The organism is Bariatricus sp. TF06-38A, from assembly GCF_027690675.1.
Taxonomy (GTDB): domain Bacteria; phylum Bacillota; class Clostridia; order Lachnospirales; family Lachnospiraceae; genus Allocoprococcus; species Allocoprococcus comes.
This window is the reverse complement of the sequence record NZ_JAQFCE010000001.1, coordinates 316,937-334,005: the sequence shown is the minus strand read 5'-3', so window position 1 is coordinate 334,005 and position 17,069 is coordinate 316,937. Positions and strand designations below refer to the sequence as shown.

Here is a 17,069-nt window from a genome sequence, read left to right as displayed (position 1 = left end):
TATAAGGGACATATTTTTATGTTTATTTATTCTTTTTATTATTTCTTATAACATTCTTTTTTTCTTCAATCCATGATACACTGGATTTATCATAAAATAAATTCAATGATAAGGAGATTAGAAATTATGAAAGTTGTAGTTGCAATTGATTCATTTAAAGGAAGTCTCACTTCGATTGAAGCCGGAATGGCTGCAAAGGAAGGAATCTTAAAAGCACACCCGGATGCGAATGTTGTCGTAAAACCACTTGCAGATGGTGGTGAAGGCACCACAGATGCCCTGATTGCAGGACTTGGTGGTGAGCGTATTGATCTTACAGTGACTGGTCCTCTTGGTACTCCGGTAAATGCACATTACGGATATCTAGCAGAAAAAAATACTGCCATCCTCGAAATGGCTGCCGCTGCCGGAATTATCCTGGTAAGAGAATCTGAAAAAAATCCACTTACTGCAACCACTTACGGTGTCGGTGAAATGATCGCAGATGCCATGGAACGCGGTATCCGCAATTTCATTATTGGAATTGGAGGAAGCGCAACAAATGATGGTGGAATTGGAATGCTTAAGGCACTTGGCTATCAATTTTCCGATGAAAATGGACAGGATATCGGCGAAGGCGGACAGGCGCTTGAACGGGTATCTTCTATTATAAAAGAAAAAGCTAACCCAATTCTCAAAGAATGCAATTTTCATATTGCCTGTGATGTAACTAATCCACTTTGCGGAAAGAACGGAGCTACCTATATTTATGGTCCGCAAAAAGGTGTCACACCGGAAATAGCAGAAGAACTGGATCAGGCAATGAATCATTATGCTTCTGTTACCTCCAAATTTCTTCATAATGATTATGCATCTGCAGAAGGTGCTGGTGCTGCAGGTGGTCTTGGCTTTGCATTTCTCAGTTATTTAAATGCTACGCTGACTCCTGGAATCGATTTGATTCTTAACGCTGTCGAACTGGAAAAAGAATTAGAAGATACAGATATCACTGTTACCGGCGAGGGACGCCTCGATCACCAGACCGCTATGGGAAAAGCTCCTGTCGGTGTGGCAAGACTTGCAAAAAAATACGGCTCCAAAGTCGTTGCTTTTGCCGGAAGCGTCACCCCGGAAGCAACAGCCTGCAATGCGGCCGGAATCGATGCATTCTTCCCGATCGTCCGTGGGATCACAACACTAGCCGAAGCAATGGATCCCGAAAATGCAAAATCAAATATGACAGCAGCTGTAGAACAGGTATTCCGTCTGTTATAGTTTTAACATTATTTACAAATTTCAGAGAGTGTTTTTGTATAGTTTTTACAGAAATACTCTCTTTTCTTTATGATTTTCTTCTTTTCCTACACTGATCATCTGTGTGGTCGCAGCCATGTTTATCGGACTAACCGTCCTTGCCTGTGGAAAAACAACCGGCACAGATCTGTCCAGTCAGCCAAAAATACTTACCATCAATAACACAACGATCTACGACCTGACAGATCTTCATTTCATCTGTAACAATGATTCTTCATCAAATGAAAAGCTGTCACTTGTGAAGACCGGTTCTTCCGAAACCGTAGAACTTCCTCGATCCAGTGTTTATTCTATCCATGTTTTCGGAAAAGTTGCAAAGGGAACATCCTTTTCTAACACATTCTCCGGAACCATTGATAACAGTTCTTCTGTTACCATTTCTCTGGATGACTCTGCAAACCTCTCAGTGATCGCAAATATTGCAGATTAAGTTTTGCCGTAAACAATCCGTCTATGTAGTTTTAAGCAATGACAAATATGCAGGCAACTTCCATAACGCAAATTGCCTACATATTATCCATAAAGGGACACTTTCCAAACTGAATTGCAAGTGCCCATTCTTCTTTCTTTTTACCGATTGCCAGTCCCAGCATCATTCTAGTTGATTCGCTCATATTTGGTTACCTCTTTACTAATCTTTCCTCTACTCGTTCATTATGTCAGCGCGCTGTCATTTATCTGACAATGCTATTGTACGAAAAAAAAGACATAAATTCTATTGACTCTTTCATCAATACCTATGTACTTTTTTTATGTATTCTTTACAATTTTTCATATACCGTAATGAAGTTTTCAAAATCATTTCATTTTCATTTCAACATGATATTTTTCTGTCAATCTATACTTTTTCAGCAATTGTTTTATTTCATATTTTGAAATCTTTCATTCATATATTGCATTTTTGTGAATCATATACATTTTCCAGTTCTTCTTTTATGCAATCTTCCCCTTGTACCTTTCGACCTTGTTCCTCTCTCCAAATAATGCTACAATTCTTAAATAAGTGGTAATGATACCGTTCTCTTTATCCTGTTAAATACTGGATAAGCATCTGCATCATTCCCGCAACTTCTTTTCCAGAATCGGAGGATGTTTAAAATGAAGTTAGACAAATCACTTGCCTTTCAGGTAGTAAACACGATCAAAGACACCTGCGGACAGGACATCAATTTTATCGATAAGCAGGGAATGATTTTTGCAAGTACCAACGCCGACCGGATTGGTACGTTTCATGCCATCGGTCACAAAGCCGCCCAGACAGAACAGACAATCGAAGTTTTTTCAGATGATGATTTTCCCGGAACACAAAAAGGGATCAATATGCCACTCTATTATCACGGCAGTTTTCTTGCAGTGATCGGAATTACCGGAGAACCGGACCAGGTCCGCCAGTACGTCCATCTTGCCGACCGGATTACCCATCTGCTGATCCGTGAAAAAGAGCTGAACCGACTGAGCCGCTCTCTGGAAGATAAAAAACACTTTGTTATCGATGCCCTGATCCGGAATGAGATTGCTGATCCGGATTATCTGGACACCTGCCTTTCAGATCTTCAGGTAAATCCAGGGACAAAGAAACGGCTTCTAATCATCCAGTCATCACCGGATGGACACAACAACTCTTCTTCCCTTGAACAGAAGATCATCGGACTTTTCGGCACGCTTGGTATTACTCTTTATACCTTTTATTATCCAAATGAATATCTTGCCGTGCTGGAAAACTCCGGCAAAGCCGCTCTCTATCAGATACTGGCTGATTTTACCGCAGACTGTGGAGCTTTGCTCTCCATTGCAGTCGGAAAGAAATGTCAGCTTTTCCAGCTTTCTCTTTCTTACCAGTCTGCACTCACTGCGCTGAAATACTGCCGGAGTTCGGAAAACGGGATTGCTTTTTTCGATGATATGACACTGGAAATTCTGCTCTCTTCCATCTCGGAGCAGGAAAAAAATGCTTATCTGCAAAAAACGATCTCTGCACTTTCTGATGAAGAAAGAAATCTGCTTCAGACTTACTTTGAAGCAAATATGTCTCTTCTCGGAACCAGCCAGAAGTTGTTTCTTCACAAAAACACAGTGCAGTACAAGTTGAATCATATTTACCAGAAATGCGGGCTGAATCCGCGTGTTTTCAAGGATGCGGTGCTTTTATATCTTGCCTTGCAGTTGTGATATTTTTAAATCCCAGACACGGATTCCTGTGCACATATCTTCCATATCCGTGTACAGTTTTGCCTATATAAGAAAATATTCTTGACAGATAAGTTTACTTACAGATTTTCGTCAAAAAACAGGACAGCCTTTCCTTCACCCTCACAACGGGTATTAAAAAGTCTGTCCTATCTTTTTTTATTCTTTATTTCTCATCAGCTATTCATCATACTTTGCTTCCACGCCATATTTCTTCATCCTCCGCCAGAGCGTCGTCGTACTGATCCCCAGCTCTTTTGCCGCAAGGTTCCGGTTTCCGTGGCACCTTTCCAGAATTTCTGACAGCTCAATACTCCCTGGCTGCCGATTATTTCAATTGTATTTAACAATATGCCTTTTTTGCCTCGTCTATTCTCCGGAAAAACTCACTGTAAAATTCTTCCGTCCGATACGGAGTAAGGTAAAATCTCTTCAGTACATCCATGCTGACCGCCTTCGCACTCTCCGGATGTGCTGCAATGTATTCCTGTAACTGAATCAGTAATCCATGCCATCTGGCAATATACGCTTCATACTTTTTCAGATCCGGTGTATCAAGCCATTTTTTGACCTTTACTTTCGCCCGATTCTTTTTCTGACATTCATGTACCTGAAGGAAATAGCGGAAACCATTTTCCTCATAATATCTTCCAAGTGGGAAAAGCCGACAGATTCCCGGACGAAATGGATGAATTCCACATCTTCCTTCCTCAGTCAGAAAACCACAGCCATCTTCCGCTCCTGCCATCTTCAGATTCGGCAAAATGATTCCGTCTACCACATTCAGTTCAATCTTTCCTGCAAGCAAAGTCTCAAAAGCCGCTCCTGTTCCCCTGCAAATCCGGACAATATCCAGCGGATCCAGCACAATCGAGCTTCCCATCCCCGTACAACAGGCGTGGCATCCCTCACAATCGCCACAGTCTGCTTTTACCAGATCATTGCTGGCATATAATTTTCCATCTGAAATTTCTTCCATTGTCACCTGTCTTTTCATATCAATCTCCTTTCCTATACTCCTTCCAGTGTAAACGGTGGAATAAAGCTCTCCTTTGCCGTATCCCCTTCCTGTATAAACGCCTGCATCACACCAAGCGAGATCGCATAGTCCACCAGTTTCTCATACGCATACTCCGGCACTTTTCGATTCAGCTCCGGATATTTTGCCGCATCCAGACTCTCAAGTGGCGTATACTGGCTCATCAGGCTCATATAAATCCGGTTTCCATAAGTTTCATGCAAATATTTCACCACTCTTTTTCCATCCGCAAGACATCCCGGCAAAAGCAGATGACGCACGATCACGCCACGCTTCATCATTCCGCGCTCATCAAATACCGGCTTCCCTGCCTGTCTTACCATCTCAGCAATAGCCGCCTTCGCAACCTCCGGATAATCCTCCGCCATCGAATATTTTTTCGCATGATCTGTATTTAAATATTTGAAATCCGGCAGGTAAATGTCCACCAGACCATCCAGCATTTTCAAGGTTTCCACTCTCTCGTAACCGCCTGTATTATAAACAACCGGCAAATACATCCCCTGCTCCTTCGCACTCTGAAGCGCCCGGATGATCTGCGGCACAAAATGCGTCGGCGTCACAAGATTGATATTATTCGCACCTTTCCCCTGAAGTTCCAGAAAGATCTCCGCCAGCCGCTCTTCTGAAATCACTTTGCCAACCTTGCTTCCCGCAATCTCATGGTTCTGACAGAACACACATCTTAAAGTACATCCCGTAAAAAAGATCGTCCCTGATCCTTCCTTTCCGGAAATACAGGGCTCCTCCCACATATGAAGCGCCGCTCTCGCCGCCCGGATCTCCCCTGTCTCTCCGCAAAAACCTGTCTTCCCATTCTCCCTGTCCGCCCCACACATCCGCGGACATAATGTACAGCCACTCATCCTATCGCGTAACCTCTCATCTATCCCTAATTCATTCCTATCAGTATACCGCACTTTTTGAAAAATAGCCACCCAAGTTTTCCTCTTCCAGAGATTGAAAATTCTTTTCCCATCTGCTACAATAAAGTGCAGACAGGCATTTTGCCTCAAGTTTGGAGGAATATACAATGAGTAAAATTGATGAAGTAAGAAGCGCTATGGTCGCAGCCATGAAAGCAAAGGATAAGGACACAAAAGAGACATTATCTGCTCTTCTTGCAGCCCTTAAGAACAAAGCCATCGACAAACGTGCCGATCTTACCGAAGAAGAAGAAGTTCAGGTTATCTTAAAAGAGATCAAACAGACAAAAGAAACTCTGGAGATGACTCCTGCTGATCGTACGGACATTATTGAAGAATGCGAGAAACGTATCGCTGTTCTTGAACAGTATGCTCCGAAGATGATGGACGAAGCTGAGATCAAAGAAGTGATCGCAGGTGTCCTTTCCGGTCTTGGAATTGATGCTCCGACACCAAAGGATAAAGGACGTATCATGAAAGAACTGATGCCGAAAGTAAAAGGAAAAGCTGACGGAAAGCTTGTGAATGATATTCTCACAGGAATGATGGCTTAATAACAGATATTATGAATGCAGGGTTCCGGATTGGTTCCCTGCATTTATATATAGTCGAATATACTCTGTATTGCGTCTGTTACATTAATTACATCTGCCATTTTTACACGATCTATTATTTTATACCCCCTGACTCTCAAGTCTAACATTTTCATTTGTTCACATTGGATATAACCTTTATTTTCATCCATTTCAACATAAATGTGAAGTGGGCTTTCTGTACTCTCTCCTAATATTGGACAGCCAATTATTTCTCCCGACTGATTAAAAAAATTTTTACTTGCAACAAATACAGGATCCTTAATTTTTTCCACTTTTAAAACATCCCCCTGCTGTATCTCCATTTTCTACCACACCTCTCTTCCTTCCGGCTTATCCCATTCATATTCTCCATCAAGATTTAACTTACCACCAAACTTTTCAGCTCTTTCTTCTAATTTTTGATGCCTGAAGGTCTTAACAAGCATAATCATACCATCCGATACTTTTACTTCCAGCATATCATTTATTTCTACATTGGCCTCTTGTAAAATATCTTTTGGAAGTCTGATTCCCTGACTATTTCCCCATGCTTTTACCTGTGTTTGCATAAAATTCACCTCCATATAATGTATATACTTAGTATATACATTGTTCTGGAAATAATCAAATATTTTTCTCTCCTAATCACACTCTTCCTCAAAATATGTTATAATTCATAAGCATCAGTCTTTTACAAAATCACAATTACCAAAAGGGGATTTACTTACTATGAATAAAAAAGAAGTTACTGAAATCAAAAAGCAGTTCACACCATCCAACTGTGCGATCACCCGTATCTGCGGATGCTATGTAGATGGTGAAAAAGAGAAAAAAACGGAGATGAAAGATGCTTTCCTTTCTCTTCCGGAAGAGGAAATGTTCAAGTATTTTGACATTTTCAGAAAGTCCTTGTCCGGTACGATCGGAAAAAATCTTCTGAATATGGAATTTCCTCTGGAGACCGAATCGGAAGGTGGTACACAGGAATTTCTTCTCAAATTAAGAAACAGCCGGCTTACTGACGACGCTCTTCTGGAAGAATTCTATAATCGCGTCATCGATTCCTATGATTATGCCGAGAACTATCTGATCCTGCTCATCCATGCAGCCTACGATATTCCGGGAAAATCAACGGACGGAAGTGAAATGTTCGATGCATCCGATGAAGTCTATGATTACATCATGTGTACCTTCTGTCCGGTCAAGCTTTCCAAGCCAGGACTCAGTTATCACGCAGAAGAAAACAGCTTCCATGAGCGTATCCGTGACTGGATCGTAGAGATGCCGGATGCCGGTTTCCTCTTCCCTGCTTTTAATGACCGCAGCACCGATATTCACAATCTGCTTTATTATTCAAAAAATGCAGAGAATCTCGGAAACGGTCTGACCGATCTGCTTCTTGGATGTGTTCCGCCACTCACCGCCGGAGATCAGAAGGATACTTTCCGTACACTAATCGAAGAAACGCTCGGTGATGACTGCGACTACGATACGGTCAAAAATATCCACGAAAACTTAAATGAAATGATTGAACAGAATTCTGAAAATCCGGAACCACTTGCCCTTGACAAAGCAGAAGTTAAATACCTCCTTGCCAAAAGCGGTGTCGAAGAAGAAAAGTTGGAAACATTCGATGAGCAGTACGATTCTGCTGCCGGAGAGCACAGTACACTCCTTGCCTCCAATATTGCAAACCTCAAAAAATTCGAGATCAAAACTCCGGACATCACCATTCAGGTAAACCCGGAATGCGCGGATCTTGTAGAAACACGTATTATCGATGGTCAGAAATGCCTGGTCATTGTCGTTGACGACCGCGTTGAGATCAACGGAATCAGTGCAAAGACTGCCGTATCCGGAGGACTTCCAAAGTCTTCCACCCCTGATGCGTCTGATGAATCCAAAAGCGATACATCCGAAAATGAAATGGATGTTCCATTCTAAATGCCTTACATATTATACGAAAGACATTTTTATTGAATGTCTTTCGTAATATTTCCTTATTTCTTTTCAGTTTTACAATGTATACAAAAAATGCAGGTAATCCTCTCGACTACCTGCATTTTCCTATACGCAATTTTCTATTTTCACTTACACCGTTTCCCGGCTCTTTTTCACCTTTCTCTTAAATCACCGTTCCTCCACCGGTCGTCACAAATCCAACTCTCAGAATTGCTTTCACAAAACTCCACATTCCATTGATTACTACAGAATTCAGCAGACTGATCGGCACATCCAGAATTCCTGTTCCAAGTAACAGAAGCAGAATCCACATACTATACGGTCGGATCTTCCAGTAAAACTCTGCTACCCTCGGAAAAATCTCAGCAAGAATATTCGATCCGTCAAGGGGCGGAATCGGAATCAGATTGAACACACCAAGTCCAATATTCAGCACTGCTCCATAATAAGTAAGCACATAAAGATAATTCAGAATCAACCCACTCGATCCATACTTATACAAAAGCCCGTGCAGAATCATACAGACAAACGCAAGCAGGAAATTCATGACTACTCCCGCTGCTGCCACAAGAATTGTATCTCTTTTTTTATTCTTATAATTCCTGGTATTGATCCTTACCGGCTTTGCCCATCCCACATGAAAGACAAGCAGACATAACGTTCCCCACACATCCAGATGCTTAAATGGATTCAAGGTCAGTCTTCCGTCATATTTTGGTGTCATATCCCCGAGTTTATATGACACATATCCATGTGCAAATTCATGCAGCGAAACAGCAAATAGTGTGGCAGGGGCAACGTAAATGAGTGTCTGAAAAAACTGATACATCGCCCTGGTCAGTCCTGTATTTTGAAACAGCATAGCATCCTCCAAATTTCCTTAATAACGTCCATTATAGTACCTGATGAAATGGGATTCAAGAAAGATTGTGTAAATTTTTTCTAAAGATTGTACAGAAAAAGTCATTATCCTATCCATAGATAATGACTTTTTTATATCATTTATTTTGCTTTTTTATTCTGTCTGTCCATGTAGATCTTTCTCCCCATAAAAATCAGTGCCGACAGAGCAAACAGGATCAGCAGTCCTGTCACCAGAAGCTTCGCTCCTCCTGTCAGCATTCCTCCAACATAAGAATATACAATCGTTGCCGGAAGCTGTCCTACACCAGTTGCCACAAAAAAAGATATAAACGACATCGAAGTAAGTCCTGCTGCATAACTTACAATATCAAACGAAACAAACGGAAGCAAACGACAGATCAGAACTGTATTCTTTCCATATTTTTCAAAAAATGTATCTATCTGCTGCATTCCAGCTTTACTCGTAAGCTTTTCTGCCACATCACGTCCAAGTATTCTTGCAATGAAAAAGCATACCGCTGCTCCTGCCATCGCACTGCTCCATGACAGAATAGCTCCCTGCCACCATCCAAAAAGATTCGCATTTGCAAATGTAATCAGAAATGCCGGAAGTGGCGCTGCAATCGACTGAAAAATCATAAGCAAAAATGAAATCAATGCCGCATATGCCCCATAAGATGCTACAAAGTCTCTGACCACTGCAAAGTCTCCACTAGCAAACATCTTAAATACCTGATTCATCACATGTTTTACGGACGGAAATACATAATAACTTCCGATTGATACAATAATCAAAACGATCACTACTATTTTCCCCACCCAAATATTTTTCTTTTTTTCCATACTTTTTACTCCTTATTCCTTATTTTCTTCCAGGTCATCTTTCAGGTAACATTTTTTCAGGATTATCCCGATTATCGTGACTACAACTGCCAGCACTACTGCTATTCCAATATAAAGCAACCTATTCTCCTTATCCGCAAGGCCTGCTGTACCAACCGTATACATCGCTGTACCAGGTAGCATAAATATCAACGAACCAATTGCATACGTACTAAAACGGATATCTGTAATACCATACGCAAAATTCTGCAGATTAAATGGAAATACCGGAACCAGACGTGTAATCATAAGAACAAATAATTCATTACAGCCAGTATCGTCAAACAACCATTTTTTCAAGATACGGTTTTTTGCAACCACTGGTCCAATACTGTCTTTCAAGAAAAAACGTCCTGCAATAAATGCAAGAACCGCCCCGATCGTTGTTGCCAGAGAACAACAAATCGTACCGATTACTGGTCCAAAGAGAAGTCCTGCCAGTATCGCAAACGTCACTCCCGGAAGCGCAAGCACCACACACCCAACAACTGTCAATACCATATACAATAGAATTGCCAGAGGAAGATTATTCTGCACTATCCGCTTCATAAATTCAAGATTTTCTGCAGTACTTATGTAAGAAGACCAGTCAAAAATATGATTCAGGATCACAATCAAAAGGATGATTCCCCCAAATATCCATAGCTTCTTGTTTTTCATCTCTTTTTCCTTTTCCCCTTTTTGAATTTTGCTATCTAATGTTATCACATTTTCCCTTCTATCTCAAATACATTTATACTATAATTGTATATCCTTATCGTGTTTTTCTATAGCAAAAAGCAGCCCTTGATGGACTGCCCTTTACGCTTTCTGAATAACTCAGATTATTTACCTTCTTTTTCGTATTCTGTAATTCTTGCCACCTTTGGCATAGAACGGGATTCCGGATCGAAAGTTACGCTTAAGTACTCTTTTACGAGGCATTTTGCGAGCTCAATTCCTGTAACCTGTGCACCAAGTGTGATAATGTTGGCATTATTACTGAGCTGTGCTCTCTGAGCCTGATATACATTGTTAACCAGTGCTGCATAAGCTCCCGGAACTTTGTTGGCAGCAATGCTTACCCCGATACCTGTTCCGCAGATCAGGATTCCTCTTGCAATTTTCATTTTTTCTTTTTTATTTTCGATTATTCTTGTGTTTTGTTTTCGTTTTCTTTCGTTTTCGCCGGTTTTCTGTTTATCTGCAACTGCAGGTTCACCCCAAACGGATTGACTGCAACGCCAAATGCTTCCGGTGAAAGAATTTCCGGAATCTTACTTCCTTCTACAACAGCAGTTTTCAATGTCACACCCTTGTTCAGGTTCTGGAATTTCTTAACTTCCTGCACATCCGTAAAGATTGGCTGATACACTTTCCCATCTTTCTGTTTCAGAATCGGAATTCCTTTGTCCTCCTGAACAGTCACAATATAACGCCCCTCCTGATAATGGGCAAGCATTTCTTCGTTCAGTTCTTTTAACTCATCCGTCATCTCCGGTTTATCCGGCTTTCTCATCTGTTGCATAAAATACGCTGCAGTCAGCACCAGTTCCGGATTCTCTACACGTATTTTTCCTTCTGGCAGTTCTTCATCCTTCGGTCTCGTGATCAATTCGTCAAGCTGCACAGTAATCTGTCCGTCCAAACCTTTGTCCACCAGAATACAGTTGACTCCCATTGGAAACAACCCGGTAAAAAATGACAGGCGGGAATTTTCATCCACCTTGACAAGCTGCATTGGATTTCCCTCCTTCTGAAGCTTCATAGCCTCTTCTTTCGCTTCCGCTTCTGTGTAGTAAAGAAGGATCTCATCATCAAATGTCTCCGGATCGCAGACCACATATGGCATTCTTGTACAGGATGACATCAGTACATAAATTGCCTCTACAGTACGCAGTTTATTTAAAGTTTCGATTTTCTGATTTGTATTACTCATTCTAGTATATCCCTTTCCTATTTCTCCATATAACAAGAATTATACCCGTCTGTCCAAAAGAAGTCAATTTATACTCTCTTATTCCACTTGATTATCTTCGTATTTTCCTATATCATATGTGTTTAGTGGCTGTTTTTACAATATTTTTACTCTTTTATCAGAACAGAAAGGAATAAGAAAATGAATCAGGAAAATACATCTGCACCTGCAGAAAACAAAATGGGTACCATGCCCATCGGAAAACTATTATTTAATATGTCTCTGCCTATGATGATTTCTATGCTGGTACAGGCTTTGTACAACATCGTAGACAGTATTTTTGTCGCTAAATTATCGGAAAATGCACTGACCGCCGTTTCACTTGCCTTTCCACTCCAGACACTGCTTATTGCAGTTGGAACCGGAACCGGTGTCGGCATGAATGCACTCCTTTCCAAATCACTTGGAGAGAAAAATTTCAAAAAAGCAAATGCAACTGCAAGCAACGCTGCCGTTTTATATTTTTTCAGCTATCTCGTATTTTTCATTCTTGGCTTTACGATTGTCCGTCCTTTTTACGCAAGTCAGATTGGAAATGCTGACCAGGAGATCATGGAACTCGGAATTGAGTACTTAAGCACCGTCATGATTTTTTCTTTCGGGCTGCTTGCACAGGTCTTCTTTGAGCGTCTTCTTACTTCAACCGGAAGAACCATCTTCAGTATGACTTCCCAGCTGACAGGGGCAATCACTAACATCATTCTTGATCCAATCCTGATCTTCGGACTTCTCGGAGCTCCGAAAATGGGTGTGACCGGAGCTGCTGTTGCAACCGTGATCGGACAATGCGTTGCCGCACTTGTCGCCGGATTTTGTAACCACCGGTACAATCATGATGTGAAACTGAAGTTTCATGGATTCAGACTCGATTTCCATATTATCGGCACCATTTATGCAGTTGGAATTCCAACGATTATTATGCAGTCCATCGGATCGGTTATGACTTACTGCATGAACCGCATCCTGATCGAGTTTTCATCAACCGCAACTGCTGTATTCGGCGTTTACTTTAAGCTACAGAGTTTCTTCTTCATGCCGGTATTCGGTCTCAACAATGGGATTACTCCGATCATTGCCTACAATTATGGTGCCGGTCAGAGAAAACGTATGCTCAAGACGATCAAGCTCAGTATGCTGGTTGCCTTCTGCCTCACCTTCATCGGATTCCTCTGCTTTGAAGGAATCCCACAGATACTTTTGGGTATGTTCAATGCATCGGACGAGATGCTCACCATCGGAGTTCCTGCCCTTCGGATCATCGGAATCCACTATCTGATCGCATGGTTCTGTATTGTATCAGGAACAGTATTTCAGGCTCTTGGAAAAGCATTTTTCAGTATGATCGTCTCCATTATGCGTCAGTTATTTGTACTGATTCCTGCCGCATATATCCTTGCAAAGCTTGGCGGTCTTCATGTAGTGTGGTGGTCATTCCCGATTGCGGAGGTCATTTCACTTATGGTATCCTCCTTCTTCCTGGTACGGATCAACCGGACGATCATTTCCAGGGTTCCAGAGGGAAAACTTTAGTAGAACTGTACTCGGATAGTTCCTCTGATAGCGAAAAAGAAGATTTTCACGTATCGATTCAGATCCGCGAAAATCTTCTTTTTATTTTAACTTTATCTTACATAAATCCCTGTATGGATTCGTCCTCGCAAGCCCAATCTCAACCGCTTCACCTGTAAACGGTGCAAACTGGTTCTGCATCACAACAAATGCCTCCCGCATTTCCGCCTGGTTCAGTCTTTTTCCCAGTGTTGTATGCGGGAACCAGGAAAACGGCTGGTATCTGATCTGGATCCGTACCTCCTCCAGATATCTGATCTTTGAGAAAACAGACTCTGACAGCTTTTGCAGATATGCATTTAAAACCGGTGACAAATAAATTGTATGTGGCAGAAACATCCCTACCGAGCACCAGAAAATCTGTCCTTTTTCAAATTCCTGTTCCATTGCCATAAAGCCGGCGATTGCTTTCTCTTCTTCTGCCATATCAAATGCCGACAAGGTAATATGTGGCGGAACCTTTCCGTCAATCATCGCCATATTGCCCGTTCTTTGCGCAATCTGTTCCATATATAACTGGATCTTCTTGTTTGTCCCTTCGTCAAAATAAAGCGATATGAGGTACATGCTATCCTTTCAGTCCCGCTGACTGCCGGATCATATCTTCCACTACAATATCGTAGATCTCGCCGATACTGTTACAATATTCCAGAATCTTCCATGGCTCGTTTGTATGGAAATGAATTTTGATCAGGTCTTCATCTCCTACCGCGATCAGGCAGTTTCCCTCAAAATGTTCGGATATATATTCTGCAATCTCATCTTCATCCAGATCTTCATCTCTTCTGTCAATCAAAAGCTGCGTATCATAACGGTATGCAAACTGATCCTCTTCTACGTCTATACTGTGTACATTTTCCATCTGTTTGTTCCTCCTTACTCAAAGTTCAAGAACAGTATAGCATATTTTTATTTGTTATCAAATGTAATATTTCTGACCATATTCCGGTTGATCAGCTGTATTCCCTTTTTCCCTGCATCCACTTTTGGAATCCGTAAAGGATTACCGGAAAATTGACGGACTTATACTTGAATGATTTACTTTGTCGCAGAATTACGGCAGTGCTCCAATCTTACGAACAAGTTCGTTCGATTGACGGGCGTACGCCTTGAATGGATTACTTTTGTCGCAAATTTACGGCAGTGCACAATCTCACGAACATAGTTCGTTCGATTGACGGGCGTACGCCCTATAAATAACTCAAGCCGAGGTCAAATTCCTGCTAGCAGGATTTGACCTCGGCTTTCCTTATTTGCACTGCCTATTTTTGCACAATGTTTATGATCTTCTTCGGAACGTAGATTTCTTTTACGATATTTCCTGTAAGTTTATCTGCGATTGCTTCTTTTCCGGCAGCGATTGCTTCTTCTTTTGTAGCCTCTACGGAAATCTTGATGACTGCTCTTGTTTTTCCATTGATCTGTACCGGAATTTCGATTTCATCATCTTTCATGGCTTCTGTATCGTATTTTGGCCATCCGGCACGGAATACGCTTTCTTTGTTGCCAAGTTCTTCCCAGATTTCTTCTGCCATATGTGGTGCAAATGGTGCCAGTAATACAGCAAGGGTATCCAGAGTATCTCTGTCTACTCCGCCTTCCTTCTTAGCGATCGCAACCAGTGTATTTGTATGCTCCATGAATGCAGAAATAACGGTATTCAGGCTGAAGCTTTCCAGACGGGTTGTGATATCATAAACCAGTTTATGACGTACTTTGATCATCTCTTTGGTTGGTTTAATATCTTTATCTTTGCTGTCCATAAGCAGGTTCCAGAGTTTCTTAAGGAAACGGTATACACCATCGATTCCTCTGTCATCCCACTCTGCATCCAGTTCCGGTGGTCCTACGAAGAGTTCATACATTCTTAAAGAATCGCATCCATAATCTCTTACAAGATCATCCGGAGACACGACATTTCCTTTTGACTTACTCATCTTGATACCATTCTTACCTGTGATCATTCCCTGGTTGAACAGTTTGACAAACGGCTCATCAAAATCGATCACACCGATATCGCAAAGGAATTTAGTATAGAATCTTGAATACAGAAGGTGAAGTACTGCATGTTCTACACCACCGATATACATATCTACCGGAAGCATTGCATCTGCTTTTTCTCTGGATACAAGTTCTTCGTTGTTGTGATTATCTACATAACGCAGGAAATACCATGAAGATCCAGCCCACTGCGGCATGGTATTTGTCTCACGTTTTGCCGGTTTTCCACAAACAGGACAGGTTGTATTTACCCATTCATCGATTCCCGCAAGTGGAGATTCTCCTGTTCCTGTCGGTTCATAAGATTCTACATCCGGCAGTCTCAGCGGAAGCTGATCCTCCGGTACCGGTACAGCGCCACATTCCGGACAGTGTACAATCGGAATTGGTTCTCCCCAGTATCTCTGACGGGAGAATACCCAGTCACGCAGCTTGTAGTTTACAGTTGCACGTCCGATTCCTCTTTCTTCGATGATATGTGGAGCTTCTTTCTTAAGGACAGAGCTTTCCATGCCATTCCATTCTCCGGAATTGATCATCGTTCCGGAAGCCTCTGTGTAAGCTTCTGTCATATTTTCGATTTCTTTACCGTCTTTTGCAATAACCTGGACGATCGGGATGTTGAACTTGGTTGCAAATTCAAAGTCACGGTCGTCATGAGCCGGTACACACATGATGGCTCCTGTACCATAATCAGCCAGTACATAATCAGAAAGCCAGATCGGTACCTTTGCTCCGTTCAGAGGGTTGATCGCGTAAGTTCCTGTAAATACACCTGTTTTTTCTTTGTCCTGCAGACGGTCTACATTAGACTTCATAGAAGAATCGAAGATATATTTTTCTACTTCTTCTTTGTGTTCCGGTGTTGCAAGCTCTGCTGCAAGCTTATGTTCCGGTGCAAGTACCATGAAGGTTGCTCCATGAAGCGTATCTGGTCTTGTTGTGTATACAGTGATCTTATCTTCTCTTCCTTCAACCGGGAAATCTACTTCTGCACCGTAAGATTTACCGATCCAGTCTGTCTGCATCTTTTTAACTTTTTCCGGCCAGTCAAGCTTATCCAGGTCATTTAACAGACGGTCTGCATATTTTGTGATACGCAGCATCCACTGACGAAGGTTCTTCTTTGTAACTTCAGCACCGCAGCGTTCGCATTTTCCGCCTACAACCTCTTCGTTTGCAAGACCTGTCTTACAAGACGGGCACCAGTTGATCGGGAATTCTTTTTCGTATGCAAGTCCTTCTTTGAACATCTTTACAAAGATCCACTGTGTCCATTTGTAGAAATCAGGATCTGTTGTATTAACTTCCATATCCCAGTCATAAAGCGCTGAGATCTCATTGATCTGACGTTTGATATTCGCGATGTTTGCTGCTGTCGATTTTGCAGGATGAGTTCCCATCTTGATCGCATAGTTTTCAGCCGGAAGGCCGAATGCATCCCATCCCATCGGATGAATAATGTAATATCCCTGAAGCAGTTTGTAACGGCTCCACACATCGGAGATAACATAGCCTCTCCAGTGTCCTACATGAAGACCGTTTCCTGACGGATACGGGAACATGTCCAGACAATAATATTTCTTTTTCGGGTTGCCGTTTTCATCCACTTTCGGATTAACCGGATTCTCAGCCCATTTTTCTTTCCATTTCTTTTCGATTGCCTTATGATTGTAAGGTACTGCCATTTTTCTTTCCTCCTGGTATTGTTTCAGTATGAAAAAAAGTGTCTTAACCTTTTATTTAACAGGAAATTCCATCAGGATTTCCTGTTAAATAAAAATCTTTCGCCTCTTTTGATAAATTCAAAGAGA

General features: G+C 41.7%; 19 protein-coding genes and 1 other annotated feature (1 of these 20 cut by a window edge). Of the genes, 6 read left to right on the top strand and 13 right to left on the bottom strand.

Going from position 1 to position 17,069, the window contains the following annotated elements:
• Positions 1-126: 126 nt before the first annotated feature.
• From PG418_RS01610 to PG418_RS01600, 3 genes are all read left to right on the top strand, one after another.
• The gene (locus PG418_RS01610) at positions 127-1,254 is read left to right on the top strand and encodes a glycerate kinase family protein (RefSeq protein ID WP_270246912.1); all 1,128 of its coding nucleotides are present in this window, start codon (positions 127-129) and stop codon (positions 1,252-1,254) included.
• A gap of 115 nt (positions 1,255-1,369) precedes the next feature.
• Entirely contained in the window at positions 1,370-1,723 is a 354-nt protein-coding gene (locus PG418_RS01605; RefSeq protein WP_270246910.1) for a DUF5300 family protein, read from the top strand.
• A 668-nt stretch (positions 1,724-2,391) separates the two neighbouring features.
• Positions 2,392-3,462, top strand: coding sequence for a CdaR family transcriptional regulator (locus tag PG418_RS01600; RefSeq protein WP_330583852.1), 1,071 nt, complete (start codon positions 2,392-2,394; stop codon positions 3,460-3,462).
• Positions 3,463-3,660: 198 nt separating this feature from the next.
• Here PG418_RS01600 and PG418_RS01595 read toward each other — a convergent pair whose 3' ends face one another.
• From PG418_RS01595 to PG418_RS01585, 3 genes are read right to left on the bottom strand one after another with little or no spacing between them, the layout of a single operon-like run.
• Positions 3,661-3,774 carry a helix-turn-helix domain-containing protein gene (locus tag PG418_RS01595; RefSeq protein WP_243034366.1) on the bottom strand — a complete coding sequence of 38 codons (114 nt, stop codon included), beginning with the start codon at positions 3,772-3,774 and terminating at the stop codon, positions 3,661-3,663.
• A 49-nt stretch (positions 3,775-3,823) separates the two neighbouring features.
• Positions 3,824-4,477, bottom strand: coding sequence for a YkgJ family cysteine cluster protein (locus tag PG418_RS01590; protein WP_270246908.1), 654 nt, complete (start codon positions 4,475-4,477; stop codon positions 3,824-3,826).
• A 14-nt stretch (positions 4,478-4,491) separates the two neighbouring features.
• On the bottom strand, positions 4,492-5,385 hold the full coding sequence (locus tag PG418_RS01585; protein ID WP_498836964.1) for a radical SAM protein: 894 nt from the start codon (positions 5,383-5,385) through the stop codon (positions 4,492-4,494).
• Positions 5,386-5,552: 167 nt separating this feature from the next.
• Here PG418_RS01585 and PG418_RS01580 point away from each other — a divergent pair, with 167 nt between their 5' ends.
• Positions 5,553-5,999: a GatB/YqeY domain-containing protein gene (locus PG418_RS01580; RefSeq protein WP_008369771.1), complete on the top strand. Its 447-nt coding sequence runs from the start codon at positions 5,553-5,555 to the stop codon at positions 5,997-5,999.
• 44 nt (positions 6,000-6,043) lie between these two features.
• On the opposite strand, the gene PG418_RS01575 is transcribed toward PG418_RS01580, so the two are convergent.
• Entirely contained in the window at positions 6,044-6,343 is a 300-nt protein-coding gene (locus tag PG418_RS01575; protein ID WP_055158410.1) for a type II toxin-antitoxin system PemK/MazF family toxin, read from the bottom strand.
• 3 nt (positions 6,344-6,346) lie between these two features.
• Positions 6,347-6,589 carry an AbrB/MazE/SpoVT family DNA-binding domain-containing protein gene (locus PG418_RS01570; protein WP_044998617.1) on the bottom strand — a complete coding sequence of 81 codons (243 nt, stop codon included), beginning with the start codon at positions 6,587-6,589 and terminating at the stop codon, positions 6,347-6,349.
• A 160-nt stretch (positions 6,590-6,749) separates the two neighbouring features.
• Here PG418_RS01570 and PG418_RS01565 point away from each other — a divergent pair, with 160 nt between their 5' ends.
• On the top strand, positions 6,750-7,964 hold the full coding sequence (locus tag PG418_RS01565; protein WP_270246906.1) for a DUF4317 domain-containing protein: 1,215 nt from the start codon (positions 6,750-6,752) through the stop codon (positions 7,962-7,964).
• A gap of 181 nt (positions 7,965-8,145) precedes the next feature.
• Here PG418_RS01565 and PG418_RS01560 read toward each other — a convergent pair whose 3' ends face one another.
• The 5 genes from PG418_RS01560 to PG418_RS01540 all read right to left on the bottom strand — a co-directional run bounded on the left by PG418_RS01560 (position 8,146) and on the right by PG418_RS01540 (position 11,646).
• Positions 8,146-8,844, bottom strand: coding sequence for a site-2 protease family protein (locus PG418_RS01560; protein WP_270246905.1), 699 nt, complete (start codon positions 8,842-8,844; stop codon positions 8,146-8,148).
• A 140-nt stretch (positions 8,845-8,984) separates the two neighbouring features.
• A complete protein-coding gene (locus PG418_RS01555) occupies positions 8,985-9,689 on the bottom strand; it encodes a TVP38/TMEM64 family protein (RefSeq protein WP_055158415.1) in 705 nt (234 codons plus the stop codon).
• Between the two features lie 12 nt (positions 9,690-9,701).
• The gene (locus PG418_RS01550; protein ID WP_055158438.1) at positions 9,702-10,388 is read right to left on the bottom strand and encodes a TVP38/TMEM64 family protein; all 687 of its coding nucleotides are present in this window, start codon (positions 10,386-10,388) and stop codon (positions 9,702-9,704) included.
• Positions 10,389-10,552: 164 nt separating this feature from the next.
• Positions 10,553-10,837 (bottom strand): RpiB/LacA/LacB family sugar-phosphate isomerase, encoded by a 285-nt coding sequence (locus tag PG418_RS01545; protein WP_082421164.1) that lies wholly within the window; start codon positions 10,835-10,837, stop codon positions 10,553-10,555.
• A 20-nt stretch (positions 10,838-10,857) separates the two neighbouring features.
• Entirely contained in the window at positions 10,858-11,646 is a 789-nt protein-coding gene (locus PG418_RS01540; protein WP_211133978.1) for an SseB family protein, read from the bottom strand.
• Between the two features lie 180 nt (positions 11,647-11,826).
• Here PG418_RS01540 and PG418_RS01535 point away from each other — a divergent pair, with 180 nt between their 5' ends.
• On the top strand, positions 11,827-13,215 hold the full coding sequence (locus tag PG418_RS01535) for an MATE family efflux transporter (protein ID WP_173685119.1): 1,389 nt from the start codon (positions 11,827-11,829) through the stop codon (positions 13,213-13,215).
• An 81-nt stretch (positions 13,216-13,296) separates the two neighbouring features.
• Here PG418_RS01535 and PG418_RS01530 read toward each other — a convergent pair whose 3' ends face one another.
• The 3 genes from PG418_RS01530 to leuS form a co-directional block, all read right to left on the bottom strand.
• Positions 13,297-13,764 carry a 2'-5' RNA ligase family protein gene (locus PG418_RS01530; protein ID WP_243269661.1) on the bottom strand — a complete coding sequence of 156 codons (468 nt, stop codon included), beginning with the start codon at positions 13,762-13,764 and terminating at the stop codon, positions 13,297-13,299.
• A gap of 58 nt (positions 13,765-13,822) precedes the next feature.
• Entirely contained in the window at positions 13,823-14,116 is a 294-nt protein-coding gene (locus PG418_RS01525; protein ID WP_055249520.1) for a fatty acid kinase subunit FakA-related protein, read from the bottom strand.
• A 400-nt stretch (positions 14,117-14,516) separates the two neighbouring features.
• Entirely contained in the window at positions 14,517-16,943 is a 2,427-nt protein-coding gene (gene leuS, locus PG418_RS01520) for a leucine--tRNA ligase (protein WP_498836963.1), read from the bottom strand.
• Between the two features lie 118 nt (positions 16,944-17,061).
• Positions 17,062-17,069, bottom strand: a binding site (T-box leader); it runs 230 nt beyond the window's last position.